The organism is Nonomuraea maheshkhaliensis (genome assembly GCF_039529435.1).
GTDB classification, from domain to species: domain Bacteria; phylum Actinomycetota; class Actinomycetes; order Streptosporangiales; family Streptosporangiaceae; genus Nonomuraea; species Nonomuraea maheshkhaliensis.
Genome location: NZ_BAAAMU010000005.1, coordinates 120268 through 135322 on the forward strand (window position 1 = coordinate 120268; position 15055 = coordinate 135322).

The window sequence follows — 15055 nt, forward strand, 5'->3', positions numbered from 1 at the left end:
TCCTGCCGCCCACGCGCAACGGGCCGAGGCCGTGGGCGGCGATGCGCCGTGCGGCCGTCCGGCCCACAGCGCCGGTGGCGCCGAGGAGCCCGATCATCGTCCGTCCCCGAGACGGGCGCGGACGGCCAGTGTCACCCCGGCCACCGTCGGATCGGCCAGGAACTCGCGTACCGGAACGGACGTCCCTGCTTCCTTGGCCAGGCGCACCACGGCCCGCACCGCGAGCAGGGAGTCCCCGCCCAGGCCGAAGAAGTCGGCGCCGCGGTCCAGCACGGGAACCTCCAGGAGCTCCTCGAAGACGTCGGCGACCGCCTGTTCCAGGTCGTCGGCGGGCGGTCCTTCCTGGTGGCGGACGGCCGTTTCAGGCAGCAGACCGATACGCAGGCTCTCGTCCGGCTCGGGTTCCGCGGCTTCGGGTAGACCCGGCACCCGGTCCCACCCTGAGCCGTCGGCGAGAGCGTCCACCAGGGCGACGAACTCGGCGAAGGCCGCCGCCACCTGGTCGGGGTCGAAGAGCTCCTCGACGAGGGAGAAGACCGCGACCATCTCGGAGCCCAGCTCGAAGCAGCGCACCTCGATCGCGACCTGCGGGGTGCGCAGCTGGTGGAAGTAGTCGGAGGCGACCACGCGGCCCAGCGGTCCCGCGTCCTCCGGAGGGCGGCCGCCCATGGCGGCGTCGACGCCGAGCACGCTCTGGAACACCACCGGCCCGACCGGACGCCAGCTGCCGCGGCGGCGGGCCAGCTCCCGGCCGACCTCCACACCGGTGACCAGGTTGTGCGCCGCGTGCTCGCCGGACGTCGCCTGCGCGGCGGTGGCGAGCTGGGCGAACGTGGCGGCCGGGCCGAGGTCGAGGGGGAGCAGCATGGTGGCGGCGAAGGCGCCGACGACCCGCTGTACGTCGGGGTGCAGCGGCAGCCGGTTGAGCTGAAGGGAGTTCAGCAGCATCCGGCGATGTCCGGCCCAGCGGGCCAGCACCACGCCGAACGCGGTGAGCATGGCGGTCGACGGGGTGACGCCCCGGCCGGTGCACTGCTGTCGCAACGCGCTCCAGCGATCGGCGCTCCAGCGATGCTCGCGGTTGCCCATGGTGACTGGCCGCACCTGCTGCGGGTCGGCGGCCAGCGGCAGGGCGGGCGGGCCGGGGAGCGCTTCCAGGCGGGACCACCACCAGTCGCGGTCGGCCTGCCAGGCCTCGGTCGCGGGCAGGCCGGCGAGCGAGGCCACGTAGTCGCCGAAGTGGATCTCCAACGGCGGCAGGGCGGCGTTCCAGTCGGCGACGAAGGCGAGCAGGTCGCGGCTGAGCACGCTGGACGACCATCCGTCGAAGATGAGCAGGCTCAGGCCCAGATGGAGCCGCCCCTCGCCCTCCGGCAGCAAGGTCAGCCGCACGTCCAGCCCGGGGCCGTGGGCGGGGTCGGGGCCGTTGGCGCTCATCTCCTGCCGTACGTCCCGCAGTGTGACGGCGATCTGGCCGGCGTCCGCGTTGCGCAGGTCGTACACCCGAACCGGCGGTACGGCGCCGGGCGCGTCAGCGGGCAGGACGTGCTGGCGGCCGTCGGAGGTGACGCGGGCGCGAAGGGTGGGCTGGTGTGCGGCGAGCCGCTCGATCGCGTCCGCGAGCGCGTCGGCGGCCTCGTCGCCGTCGACACCGGTCAAGGCGTAGTCGAGGTAGTAATGAGCCGAGTCGTAGGACAGCTCCCAGCCGTCCTGCTGACCGACGAAATACCCCTGCTGCAGGGGAAGCAGGGGGAACTCTGCGTGCGGGTCCGGGCGCGGGGTGACCGTGATCGGCAGGGCCCGGGGCCCGGGGCCACCGGCCGCGCGCCGCCGGACGAGCTCGGCCAGTTCGCCCAGCGTGGTGTCCACGCGCACGTCGGACAGGGCGAGCGCGACGCCGAGGCGCTTGCGCACCAGCGCGGACATGCGCACCGCGAGAACCGAGTCGCCGCCCAGACGCAGGAAACCGGTGTCGTGCGGGATCTCCCCGGGTGGCAGGTCGAGCAGCTCCGACCAGATCGCGGCCAGTTCCTTCATGGGCACTCCCATCGTCAGTGATCAGCGGTGGCGACGAACAGGCGCTGCGACAGCGCGGTCAGGGGGTCTCCCTGTCGGGGCAGGTCCACGTCGACGCGCAGCCCGCTGTCTTCCAGGGCGGCCAGCCACTCCTCGCGCCGCAGGTAGGTGCGGGTGGTGCCCGCACGGCCGTCGTACCGCTCCGGCGGTCCGGCGGCGGTGGACAGCGCGAACGGCATGGAGGTGAGCGACTGAGGATGTTCGCGGACGGTCTCGATGAGCACCACCCGGCCGCCGGGCGCCAGCAGTGCGGCGATCTGGTCGAGCAACCGGCCGACGTGCGGGGCGTTGTGCGCCATGGTCGCGGCGACGACGAGGTCCAGCCCTCCCGGCTGGTGCGGCAGGTCGCGGGCGATGTCGAGCAACGCGTAGCGCAGGAAGCCCGCTCCGAACCGCCGGCGCGCGGTGTCGAGGAAGAACGGTGACAGGTCGGTGAACAGGTAGAACTCGACCGGATGGCCGTCCAGTGCGGGGAGCAGGTCGGCGGTGGTCGCGCCGATGCCGGCGCCCAGTTCGAGGATGCGGAGGGGACGGCCGGTTCGTTCGGCGAGGTCCCTGAGGACGTCGGCCGCGGCGGCGTTGAGGTAGCGGCTGATCAGGTTGCCGCGGTACACGGCCTCGGCGGTGGCGGGCTCGCCGTCCGGGTAGAGCAGTGCCTGTACGCCGACCTCGTCGCGCAACAGCGCGGGCAGTTCTCGCAGCGACCGCAGCATCAGATCCGCGAGTTCGGCGGAGTAGCCGAGCGCCGCCCGCGCGGACTCCATGCGGGCACGGGCTTCGGCCAGTTCGGCCCGGCGTGGCGCGTGCGGTCCGTGGTAACCGCCCGCGTCGTGGCGGCTGACCATGCCGTGCTCGTGGAGGGCGGCGAGCCAGTGCCCGACGATCCACTGATGACGTGGCGCGGCGGCGAGGTCTTGCGCGACCGCGCCGGGATCGTGCGGTCCGCCGTCGCGCAGGCGGGTGCGTCGGCGCAGGTCGGCCACGATGCCGAGCAGGATCAGCCGGTCCAGGTCCTGAACGGCTTCCGCGGTGCCGCCGGTGGCGGCTCCGGCGATCGCGGTGTGCCCGGCGTGGTCCGCTCGGTCGTTCAGTGGCGACATGAGGCGAGATAGTACGAAATAACGGTAATCATTTTCAAGATCTAGACAAAACCCCTTCAGGCGTGTAGCAATGAAAATCGTTTTCGCTCTGTAGTCTCCGTGGAAGGGGTCTCCCTTGGGTTCCGCCACCGTCGATGAAGTACTGGCCTGTCTGGCCGACGTGCTGGAACTCCGGCCTTCGGACCTGGATCCCGACACCCCGCTCACTGCCCTGGGCCTGGAGTCCTTCACCGCCGTGCGCCTGCGGCGGCGGCTGCTCGAGGACGCCGAGCTGGATCTGCCGCTGACCGCCTTCCTCGGCGACGCCACCGCCCGCACGGTGGCTGCCGGCGTCGTGCCCGAAGAGCAGGACAAAGAGGAGCGGTCGTTCCCGCTTACTCCCATCCAGGCCGCCTACCTGGTCGGACGGGATCCCGCGTTCCCGCTCGGCGGAGTGGCGACCTTCTACTACTTCGAGTACGACCGCACGCCCCAAGGCGCGCCCGAGGCCGATCTCGACCGGCTGCAGAGCGCGTGGAACCGGCTGGTGCGGCGGCACCCGATGCTGCGGATGGTCGTCGGCTCCGATGCCCGGCAGCGCGTGCTCGACGAGGTTCCCGAGTACGTCATCCCGAGGACCGACCTGCGTGGGGAGTCCCCCGAAGCCGCAGCCGAGGCGCTGGACGGGCTGCGCGCCGAGTGCTCCCATCAGGTGCTTCCCGTCGATCGCTGGCCGCTGTTCGACCTGCGCGCGGCGTTGCTGCGGGACGGCCGGACCCGGCTGTTCGTCGGTGTGGACGTGCTGGCCCTGGACCTCATGAGCTGGATGCGGCTGATGAGGGAGTGGGGCCGGCTCGTGGCCGACCCTGCCCTGGAACTGCCCGCTCCACCGCTCGGCTTCGCGGATCTCGTACGGCGCAGATCGGACGACCCCGCCGAGCGGCGGCGGCGCGAGACGGACGCGGCATACTGGGCGCGCCGTGCGCCCGCCTTGCCGGACGGGCCGGCGCTGCCCTGGAGCCGGGGCCCGGCGGAGTTCAGCGGGCACCGGCTTACCCGGCATGCCGCCGATTTGTCCGCCGAGGAGTGGACGCAGCTGCGCAAGCAGGGTGCGGCGCACGGGCTGAGCCCGACCGGGGTGCTGCTGGCCGCCTTTGGCCTGGTGCTGCAGCGGTGGGGTGCCCGCGAGCCCTTCTGCCTGAACACCACCCTGTTCGATCGGGACGACCTCGCGCTCGGCGACGACACCCCCGGCCTGGAGAGCGTCGTCGGCGACTTCACCAGCACCGTCCTGGTGGAGATCCCGGTGGCGGACCCGGGCCGCTGGTACGGCTTCGCCGGCTATGCCGCGTCCGTCAACCGGCAGTTCTGGACCGACCTCGACCATCGGGCCGTCTCCGGCATGGAGGCGCTGCGCGCCGTGATCGAGGCGGGGGAACGGCCCAGGGTGACCGACGCGGCCACCGGGCTGCCCCTGCCCACGCACACCGTGGTCTTCACCAGCGGTGTCGGGCTGGCGGGGGCGGGGGAGGCGCCCGCGGCCTGGCTCGGCACGGAGGTCTTCGGCGTGTCGCAGACGCCGCAGGTGCTGCTCGACCACATCGTGTGGGACGAGGACGGCCGGCTTCGCATCGCGTGGGACGCCGTGGACGGGGCGTTGCCCGACGGGTTCGTCGACGGGATGCTGGCCGCGCACGTCCGCCTGCTGCGGCGGTTGGCCACCGAGCCGGAGCTGTGGATCGATCCCGCCCTCGGCTGGGACCCGTCGTTCATCCGTGACGAGGACGTGCCGGGCGGGGCGTTCGGTGAGGCCGGGCCGCTCCTGGACGACCCGCTGCGCGCCGCGGCCGCGCGGAACCCCGCCGCGCCGGCCCTGCTCGACCCGGTGCGCAGCGTCCAGGCGGGAGAGGTGGCCGAGCGTGTCGCGCGCAGCGGCCGGGCGCTCGCCGCCCTCGGGCTCAGGCCGGGGGAGCTGGTGGCGGTGGCGGCGGACAAGGGCATCGCACAGGTCACCGGGCTGCTGGGGGTGCTCGCCGGCGGAGCGGCATACGTGCCCGTCGAACCGTCATGGCCGGCCGGCCGGGTGGCCTCGCTGTGCGAGCAGGCGTCCATCCGGCACGCACTGCTCGCCCCGGAGGCCGATGCCACACTGTGGCCGGAACAGATCACTGTCCATCGGCTGGACGGCGACGGCGGGCTCATCGGCCCCGAGGCCGAGTCCCGGCGTCCGGAACCCGACGACCTCGCTTACGCGATCTTCACGTCGGGTTCGACCGGACGGCCCAAGGGTGTGGCCATCGAACACCGTGCGGTCCGCACCACCCTTGACGACCTCGCCGAACGCTTTCCCCTCGGCGCCGAGGACCGGGTGCTCGCCCTGTCCGCGTTCAGCTTCGACCTCTCGGTCTACGACATCTTCTCCGTGCTCGGCTCGGGTGGCGCCGTGGTGCTGCCCGAAGCCTCTCGCCAGCGCGACCCCGGCCATTGGCTGGAGTTGATGGCGCGCCATCGCGTCACCGTGTGGAACACCGCTCCGGCACTGCTGGAGATGCTGGTGGAGTACGCCGAGCTGGAACTGGAGGCGACTCGGCGGGCGCTGGCCACGCTGCGGCTGGTGTTCCTGTCGGCCGACTGGATCCCCGTGACGCTCCCGGATCGGCTGCGGGCGCTGGCCCCGCATGCCGAAGTGGTCAGCCTGGGCGGCGCGACCGAGGCGTCCATCTGGTCGATCTGTCACCCCATCGGCGAGGTCGAGCCCGCCTGGCCGAGCATCCCGTACGGCAGGGCGCTGCGGGGACAGTCCTTTCACATCCTTGACGAGCACGGCCGGCCCTGCCCGGTCGGTGAGCCGGGAGAGTTGCACATCGGCGGGGACGGGCTGGCCCGCTGTTATGTCGGGGACCCGGCGCAGACGGCCGAGCGCTTCGTCGCGCACCCGATTCTGCGCCGTCGCCTCTACCGGACTGGTGACTTGGGGCGCTGGCGGTATGACGGGACGATCGAGTTCCTCGGCCGGCTCGACCGGCAGGTCAAGATCCGCGGGCATCGGATCGAGCTCGGTGAGATCGAGGCCACGCTGGACCGGCTACCCGCGGTCCGGCAGGCCGTGGCTCGCGCGGTGCCCGGACCCGACGGTCGGCCCCGGCTGGTCTGTCACGTGGTGCCTGCGGATCCTGCCGCGCCGCCGTCGGACGACGACCTGATAGAGGCGCTGCGGGCCAGCCTGCCCGCCTTCATGGTGCCCAACAGGTTCCTCTTCACGGAAGCGTTGCCGATCACCGACAACGGCAAGATCGATTACAAGGAGCTCGCCGACCCGTACCACCGATCGTTCGAAGAGGCCGCGCCGCCCGCCCAGGAACCGGCCCTGTCCGAGACCGCACCGGCCGATCGGCGGGAAGCCGGCGGACGCGCGTTCACCGCTACGGTGACGCGCGGGCTGCGGCTCAGCCTGACCGTGTCGGCCGACGGGGTGATGGAATTGGTGGTGGAAGGCGACGTGGGCGACACCGCGCGGACCATCACCCCGACCGCCCAGCCGCAACCGCTTCCGGCACCGGTTCCCGAGTCGCCTCGCGCTCAAGGGCAGGCAGAGCCGGATCCTCAGGTGGAGCGGGCCGTGGCCCGGGTGTTCAGCGAGCTGCTCAAGACACCGGTCGACGTCACCACGCCCTTCTTCCGGCTGGGGGCGTCCTCCCTGACCATCGTTCTCGCCCACCGCACGCTGAGAGCTGAGGTGGACGAGGGACTCACTGTGGTCGACCTGTTCGCCCGGCCGACCGTACGGGAGCTGGCCGCGTTCATCACCTCCCGCAGGGAGGTATCCCAGGCCGGGCCGAGACCCGTACCCGAACCCGATCCCGCCGCTGGACGGGCCGCCGCCCGCCGGGCGGCGCGGGCACGCGCCGCGGAGCTCGCCGGATGAGCGCCGTGCCGGACACCACCGAGCCGGGGCCGATCGCCGTCGTCGGGCTCGCCTGCCGATTCCCCGGCGCCCCGGACGCCGACGCCTACTGGGAGCTGCTGCGCGACGGCCGAGCGGGACTCACCAGGTTCACCGAGAGCGAGCTGGCCGAGCGCGGAGTGCCCGGACGGCTGCGCACGCATCCGGGGTACGTGCCGGTCGGCGGGATCATCGACGGCCAGGCGGACTTCGACCCGGAGCCGTTCGGGCTCAGTGACGCCGAGGCGGCTCTCCTCGACCCCCAGCAGCGCCTGTTCCTCGAATGCGCCTGGCACGTGCTGGAGCACGCCGGCCACGGCGGCGGGCGCGGCGCGGGCGCGGTGGGGGTCTTCGCGGGCGCCATGCAGAGTGCCTACCTGGCGAGCAATCTCGCGGGCCGGTGGGATCCGACCGGCGCCGGCCGGGATCCGCTCGGCAGCTTGCAGGCCGCGATCTCGACGCAGGCCGACTACCTGCCCCTGCAGACGGCCTACCGGCTCGACCTCACCGGGCCGGCGGTGGCGGTGGCGACCAGCTGCTCGACCTCGCTGGTCGCCGTGCACCTGGCCGCGCAGTCGCTGCTGGCCGGCGAATGCGACACCGCCCTCGCCGGAGGGGTGTCGCTGATCGTGCCCCAGGGGCAGGGGTACGTGCACGTCGCCGGCGGTGTGTACGCGGCGGACGGCACGGTGCGGCCGTTCAGCGAGCAGGGCACCGGCATCGTCTACAGCCAGGGCGTCGGCGTGGTGGCGCTGCGCCGCCTGGCCGACGCGCTCGCTGATGGAGATCCCGTGCTGGCCGTGCTGCACGGCTCGGCGATGAACAACGACGGGGCCGACAAAGCCGGGTTCACCGCACCGTCCCTGCGCGGTCAGGCCCGCGCGGTGGCCGAGGCGCTCGCCGTCGCGGGTGTCGCGCCACGTGAGATCGGCCTCATCGAGGCGCACGGCACCGCCACCCCGCTGGGCGACCCGATCGAGGTGGCCGCACTGCGGCGGGTGTTCGGGGACAACGGCCCGGCGTGGTGCGGGCTCGGCTCGGTGAAGGGCAACATCGGTCACGCGAACTCCGCCGCCGGTATCGCCTCGTTCATCAAGGCCGTTCTGGCCGTGCATCACCGCGTGCTGCCCCCGACGCTGCACGCCCACCCGCTCAACCCGCTCCTGGGTCTGGAGGGATCGCCGTTCGAGGTGATCACGGCGGCCAGGGAATGGGACACTCCTTCACTGGCCGGGGTCAGCTCGTTCGGCATGGGTGGCACCAACTGCCATGCCGTGCTGGGGCCGGCCCCGCGCCGCCCGCCGGTCCCGGCCGACCGGCGACCTCAGCTGCTGGCCGTATCGGCGGCCACCCCCGAGGCGGCGAGGGCCACGGCGAGGGTCCTCGTGGCCCGGACGGACCCTGACGAGGCCGACCTGGCCTACACACTGGCGGTCGGCCGCTCCGAGCTGGCCTACCGGGTGGCGGGGGTGGGGCGGGACGGGCTCGCCGCGGCGTCACCGATCGAGGCGATCAGCCCCGCCCCGCGTGTGGTGTTCGCCTTCCCCGGCGCGGGCAGCGCATATCCCGGCATGGGCGGTGCGCTCTATCAGGACGAGCCGGTCTTCGCCGAAGCCGTCGACGAGTGCGCACGCCTGCTGCTCCCGCTGCTCGGCGCCGACGTCCGCGATGCCATGGACCCGCAGATCGCCGAGGAGCGCGTCAGCGACGTCGCCTTCGGGCTGCCGGCCATCTTTGCCGTGTCGTACGGCGCGGCTCGGTTGCTGGAGTCCTGGGGTGTCCGGCCCGACGCCCTTGTCGGGCACAGTCTGGGCGAGTGCACGGCCGCGGTGGTGGGCGGCGCGCTGCCCATCGCCGAGGCCGCCATGCTGGTGGCGGCGCGCTGTGCGGCCGCCGCCCGCGCGGCCGGTGGCGGCGCGATGCTGGCCGTGCCGCTCGGCGAGGGCGACGTCCGCGAGCTGCTGTCGCGTCATCCCCAGCTCGACCTCGCCGCCGTCAACGCACCGGGCGCCTGCGTCGTGTCCGGTCCTGCGGCGGCCATCGACCGGCTGACCAGTGAGCTTCGGGCGGGGACGAGACTTCGGGTGACGGCGGCGATGCACTCCCGGCTGATGGAGCCGGAGCTTCCCGGCCTGGGCAAGGCGCTCGCCGGACTGGCCGGTGGCGTCCCTGCCATCCCCGTGTTCAGTACGGTGACCGGCGCCTCGGTCGGCGCAGAGCTGGCCCAGGCCGCCCACTGGGTGCGGCAGTTGCGCGAGCCGGTGCTGTTCGGGCAGGCCCTGCGGGCGGCTGTCGGCGACGAGGGGGAGGCCCTTGTCGTGGAGGTCGGCCCGGGAACCACCCTGTCGGCGCTGACCCGCAGGAACGTCCTGCCCGGCGTGCGCTCGGTCGTGACGACGATGACGCCGGACGAGGCCGAGATCGCAGGAGTGCGGCAGACGGCAGGAACCTTGTGGGCGCACGGCGCGCCGGTGGACCTGGCCGCACTGTCGGCACCGGCCAGACGGCGGGTGCACGCACCCGGGTACGCCTTCCAGCGCCGCCGCCTGTGGATCGATCCGCCGGCCTCGGGCATGCCGGGAGAGCATCCCGAGATCACCGAGGATGAGCCGCTGCAACTGCCTGTCTGGAGCCAGGTCCTCCCGGCCGCGCCGGCCTCGGCGCCCGAGGGCCGATGGGCTGTGACCGGAACCGGCGCCCTGGCGGATGCGCTGCGTGCGGAACTGGCGGCGGACGACCTTCCGGCCGCCGGTGAGTCGCTGACGGGGCTGGTCGTCGTGGTCACCGAGGACGGTGACGTCTCTCCCGACGGTGTCGCCGCTGCCGTCCTCGACTTCGGCACCGTCGCGGGCGTGTCGGCCGCACAGGCTGAGCAGCCGGTCCTGTTCCTGGTCACACGGAACGCCGAACAGGTGGCGGGCGATCCGGCTCCCGATCCGGCCCGGGCGGCTGTGAAGGTGCTGCCGCGCGTACTCGGCCAGGAACAGCCCGGCTTGCGGTGGGGCACGCTCGACCTCGGCACGCCCGCCGATCCCGGAGCCGAGGCGGGGGCGGTGCTCCGCGAGCTCGCCGCGCTGGCGGGCGGGACAGCGGCGGGAACCGAGACGGCCCTGCGCGGTGGGACCCGGTGGCGGCGCGGCATGACTTCCTGGCGGCCCGACAGAGGCGAGCGGATGCCGTCACTCGGCACCGTGCTGATCACCGGCGGGCTGGGCGCGGTGGGCCAGTTGTTCGCCAGGCACCTGGCCGGTCGTGGCCACCGGGTGGTGGTCACCTCGCGCACGGCCGGGCGGAGCGGGACGTTCGGCGAGGCCGGCGTGGACGTCCGTGTCTGCGACGCCACCGACCCCGCCGCCACATCAGCACTGGTCCAGGAGCTGTCCGCCGACGGGCCGCTCGAACTCGTCGTGCACGCGGCCGGGGTGATCGCCGGGGCGCGGCTGGACCCCCTGCGCTCCCTGCAAGCCGAGCAGGTCACCGGACAGGTGCGAGCCAAGCTCGGCGGTGCCGAGGCGCTCCGGGACGCCATCGCCGCGCTGCCCGAGGCGAGGCGTCCCAGGATCGTCCTGCTCATGTCCTCGGTGACCACGCTGGTGGGCGGGGTCGGCATGGGCCCCTACGCGGCGGCCAACGCCGCGATGGACGCCTTCGCCCGTGCCGTGACCGGTCCCACCCAGTGGGTCAGCGCGGTGTGGGACGGCTGGCGGGTGGGGCTCGACAATGTGGAGGCGGCCGTGGTGCTCGCCGGCGCGCTGGACGCGGCCACCGGCACCGATGCGCTGGACCGGCTCCTGGCAGCCCGGGACTCCGGCCACCTGCCCGCCGCCGTGATGATCGCGGCGACCGACCTCAACCCGCGGATCGCCGAGGCCGGCCGCCCCAAGCAGGTCGCCGCCGCCGGGGACGCCACGCGGCTCGATACGAGCGAGCGGGCGGTGGCCAAAGTCTGGTCCGAGCTGTTCGGCACTCCCGTGACCGATCCGGACGCCGATTTCTTCTCGCTCGGCGGACATTCCCTGCTGGCTGTTCGCATGCTGGCCGCGCTGGGCGAACGCTTCGGTGTCCAGCCCGGAATGCGGGAACTGCTCGCCTCACCCACCGTGGCCGGCATCGCCGAACTCGTCGCATCGGCGGGCCCGCGAGAGCGGACGGCAGCGGAGCACCTGCCGCCCGGGCTCACCGCCGATCCCGGCGGCACCTTCCCGATGACCCGCGTCCAGCACGCGTACTGGGTCGGCCGGGACGGCGGCTACCGCTGGGGAGACCTGCCCTGCCACTTCTCCCTCGAATACGACTGCCCCGGCCTCGACCTGGGCCGCTACGAGCGAGCCTGGAACCGGGTCGTGGACCGGCATCCCATGCTGCGCGCCGTGACCACCCCCGAGGGGGAGTTCCGTGTGCTGGAAAGCCTGCCGCGGTACCGGATCCGGGTGCACGATCTGAGCTCGACGACGGAGGAGCGCAGAGCGGAGCGGCTGGCCGCCCTGCGGGAGCGCCTGTCGACCAGACCCGGGCCGCCCGACCGCTGGCCGCTGGCGCAGATCCAGGCCGCCCGGCTGCCCGGCGGCGTGGTGCGATTGTTCATCGGGGTCGACGTGCTCGTCTGCGACGCTGCGAGCTGGTGGATCATCGAGTCCGAGTTGCGCACCCTCTACCGGGACCCGGACGCCGCCCTGCCGCGACTCGACCTTCACCCGGCGGACTGCGTGGCCGCGCTGGAACGGCAGGACGAGCGTGCCGCTCTCTACTGGAGAGAACGGCTCGACACGCTTCCTGGCCCGCCCCGCCTCCCGGTCGGCGACCCGGCCGGCGCGGCGCCCCGCTTCGTGCGGCGTGCCGCACGGCTGGATGGCGACGCGTGGGCCGCGTTGCGGGCGGCCGCCGCTCGTCACCGGGTCACCCCGGCGGCGGTGCTGCTGACCGTCTACACCGACGTGCTGTCTCGCTGGGCGGGGTCGGCCGGCTTCTGCGTGACGCTGACCCTCTTCGATCGGCCGCCCATTCACCCGCACGTCAACCGGGTCGTCGGTGACTTCACCTCGCTGCTGCTGCACGAGGTGCCGGCCACGCCCGCCGCCAGCTTCGCCGAACGGGCGGCTGCCACCCAGGCTCGGATGTTCGACGACCTGGACCACCGGGGCTTTTCCGCCCTGGACGTGCTCACCGAGCAGGCGGCCAGAACGGGTGAGGTACGCCCGGTGCCCGTGGTGTTCACCAGCGCGCTCGGCATCGCCGACATGCTGGAGGGGGAAGAGGCCCTGGAATGGGCCGGTGAGCAGGTGTACGCGCTCTCCCAGACCCCGCAGACCTGGCTCGACCACCAGGTGCTGGAGCACGACGGCGAGTTGCGGCTGCAATGGGACGCGCTTGAGGGCGTCCTGCCCGCCGACCAACTGGACGCCGTGATCGCCGAGCACGCCGCACAGGTGCGGGACCTGGCGGAGAAACCGGCCACGTGGACCGATGGCCGGCCCCCACAGGCCCCCATCACCACCGTGCCGGACAGGGTGCGGGCCTGCGTGCGCGACATCGTGCTGCCGCTGCGCGCCGAGTCCCGTGGTGTCCCCAGGCCCACTCTGTATCTTGCCCACCCTTCAGGTGGCGACGTGCTCTGCTACGCCGAACTGTCCCGGCTGTTGGATCCTCGGGTGGACGTGGTCGCGCTGGCCGATCCCGAACTGGCGGGAGCGGCCGGGCCGGGCCCCGAGACCGTCGAGGGCATCGCCGGGCAGTACCTAGCGGCGATCGACGCGGCCGGCGGCCCAGGCCCGTGGTTGCTCGGCGGCTGGTCCATGGGCGGCACGGTAGCCCAGGAAATGGCGCGGCAACTGCACGCGAGCGGCCGGCGCACCGCCCTGCTGGTGATGCTCGACTCCAACGATCCGGCGCTGATCCGCGACGTCCCCGGCCGTGACGCCGAGGAGATCGCCTGGCAGGTCGCGCTCCGGCATCTGCACGCTCTGGAGGCGTATCTCGGCATCGACCTGGACGCCGGCGCCGCGCTGGCCGCCGTACCCCCGGAACGGCGCATGACCGCGGTGGCCGACCGCCTGCGCGGGCACCGGCTGCTGGGCCGGGGCGAGGACCTGGCCGCGCGTCTGGGGGTGTTCGCCAGGCACCTGCGCGCGCTGGCCGCCCACACCCCGCGATACCTGCCAGATCCGGACACGACAACCCTGCTGATCAGGGCAGATCGCCCTTCTCCCCGTAACTCCGGCATCGGAATGGGCGTCGACGACACCCCGCCGGGCCGGCCCGACCTCGGCTGGGGACGCCACCTGGCCGGAGTGGTCCAGTCCGCCGGTGTCGACGCCCACCACTACGGCCTGCTGCATCCTCCGGTGCTGCCCGCCGTCGCCGATTTGATCAACGCCGCGCTCGACCCCGCGCTGGCGCGACTTCGCGAAAGGTAACCATGCACTCCCAGTTCCGCCGCTCGACGGCGGCGGTCGTCACCGCGGTCGCCGTCCTGGCGGGCTGCGCCGGCCACGCACCCGCAGCCGCTCCCGCCCCCGCCGGCTCTCCGGCGGCGGCGAGTGACACCGTGCGCTACGCGGCGCCCGGTTCCCCTTCCAACGCCGTCACCGACCCGCACGGCCTGCTGCCCGGGGAGAGCGACATGGTCAGGATGGCCCTGACCTACGACGTCCTCACCGTCCCGGGCGCCGGCGGCTCCACGCAGCCGCGCCTGGCGACCGAATGGCAGCCCGACAAGACCCTGACCAAATGGCGGATCACCATCCGCGACGACGCGAAGTTCTCCGACGGCCGTCCGGTCAAGGCCGCCGACGCGCTCTTCTCGCTGCGCCGCATGGGCGAGAAGGCGGCGGAGAACTTCGGCCGCATGGCCATGTTCGACCTCGATGCCTCCAAGGTGATCGATGACAGCGCCTTCGAGCTGGTGACCCAGAAGCCTTACGCCGAGGTGGGCAGGGCGCTGGAGGGCGCCACCTTCGTGGTGCCGGAAGGCAGTGACGACTTCGGCAAGCCGGTGCCCGGCTCCGGCCCGTTCCGCCCGACCGCCAAGGGCGGGGCACAGGCGGTCGTGTACGAGCGGAACGACGACTGGTGGGGGCCCCAGCCGCCGTCCAGGTTCATCGAGGTGCGCGCGGTTCCCGACCCCCAGGCGCGCGCTCAAGCTCTGCTGTCCGGCCAGGTGGATCTGGCCGGAGGCGTGCCCGCCACACTGGCCAAGCAGCAGGAGGGCAACAGCGCGGTACGCCTGCTCCGCAGGCCCGGCGCCACGTTGTACCCCCTGGTCATGCGGATGGACACCGAACCCTTCGACGACCACCGCGTCCGTGAGGCCGTCCGGCTCGCGCTGGACCGCAAGCAGCTCCTCGACACCGTCTTCCTCGGGTACGGCCAGGTCGGCAACGACCTCATCACCCCCAAGGACTCCTCCAGCCCGGCGGACCTGCCCCAGCGCGCCCGCGACCTCGACCGGGCCAAGAAGCTCATGGCCGACGCGGGACTGGCCGGCGGCGTCGATCTCACCCTGCACACCACCACCGCCTACCCGGGCATGGACAGCGCCGCGACCCTGATCTCCCAGCAGCTCGCCGGCATCGGGATCCGGGCCGAGGTCAGCCTGGAGCCGGCGGACACGTACTTCTCCGAGATCTACGGGCGCAAGCCGTTCTACCTCAGCTACCTGGGCGGCATCCCCTTCCTCGACGTGGTCAGGGTGGCGCTCACGCCCGGCTCGCCCACCAACGAGACGGCCTGGAAGGATCCCGCGTGGTTCGCCGGCCTCGACGAGGCGCTGGCCGAGCCGGACGACGCCAAGCGGAGCTCCCTCCTGGCGGACCTGCAGGCCAAGCTCCGTGACCAGGGCGGCTACGCGATCTGGGCACTGAGCGACCGGCTCGATCTGGCGAAGGCGGAGCTGAGCGGCGTGCCCGAGGGGATCGGCTTCGCCTCGGCGTTCATCGACCAGGTGAGCCTGGGCGGCTGA

The 15055-nt window shown here is 73.1% G+C and carries 5 protein-coding genes; 3 read left to right on the forward strand and 2 right to left on the reverse strand.

Annotation, left to right across the window (positions count from 1 at the left end; genetic code table 11):
* Positions 1-93: 93 nt before the first annotated feature.
* Together ABFX54_RS05635 and ABFX54_RS05640 are read right to left on the reverse strand one after the other, a co-directional pair.
* On the reverse strand, positions 94-2037 hold the full coding sequence (locus tag ABFX54_RS05635) for a phosphopantetheine-binding protein (RefSeq protein WP_346101963.1): 1944 nt from the start codon (positions 2035-2037) through the stop codon (positions 94-96).
* Between the two features lie 14 nt (positions 2038-2051).
* The gene (locus tag ABFX54_RS05640; protein ID WP_346101964.1) at positions 2052-3176 is read right to left on the reverse strand and encodes a class I SAM-dependent methyltransferase; all 1125 of its coding nucleotides are present in this window, start codon (positions 3174-3176) and stop codon (positions 2052-2054) included.
* A gap of 115 nt (positions 3177-3291) precedes the next feature.
* Here ABFX54_RS05640 and ABFX54_RS05645 point away from each other — a divergent pair, with 115 nt between their 5' ends.
* Genes ABFX54_RS05645 through ABFX54_RS05655 form a run of 3 tightly spaced genes read left to right on the forward strand, consistent with a single transcriptional unit; the run spans position 3292 to position 15055 of the window.
* Complete coding sequence (locus ABFX54_RS05645; RefSeq protein WP_346101966.1) at positions 3292-7080, forward strand: non-ribosomal peptide synthetase; 3789 nt, start codon at positions 3292-3294, stop codon at positions 7078-7080.
* Entirely contained in the window at positions 7077-13511 is a 6435-nt protein-coding gene (locus tag ABFX54_RS05650; RefSeq protein ID WP_346101967.1) for an SDR family NAD(P)-dependent oxidoreductase, read from the forward strand. The genes ABFX54_RS05645 and ABFX54_RS05650 overlap by 4 nt, the downstream gene beginning before the upstream one ends.
* A gap of 2 nt (positions 13512-13513) precedes the next feature.
* Positions 13514-15055 (forward strand): ABC transporter substrate-binding protein, encoded by a 1542-nt coding sequence (locus ABFX54_RS05655; RefSeq protein WP_346101968.1) that lies wholly within the window; start codon positions 13514-13516, stop codon positions 15053-15055.

Coding starts and splice junctions, on each gene's coding strand:
- ABFX54_RS05635 (WP_346101963.1), bottom strand. CDS start 2,037: ATGAAGGAACTGGCCGCGATCTGGTCGGAGCTGCTCGACCTGCCACCC.
- ABFX54_RS05655 (WP_346101968.1), top strand. CDS start 13,514: ATGCACTCCCAGTTCCGCCGCTCGACGGCGGCGGTCGTCACCGCGGTC.
- ABFX54_RS05640 (WP_346101964.1), bottom strand. CDS start 3,176: ATGTCGCCACTGAACGACCGAGCGGACCACGCCGGGCACACCGCGATC.
- ABFX54_RS05650 (WP_346101967.1), top strand. CDS start 7,077: ATGAGCGCCGTGCCGGACACCACCGAGCCGGGGCCGATCGCCGTCGTC.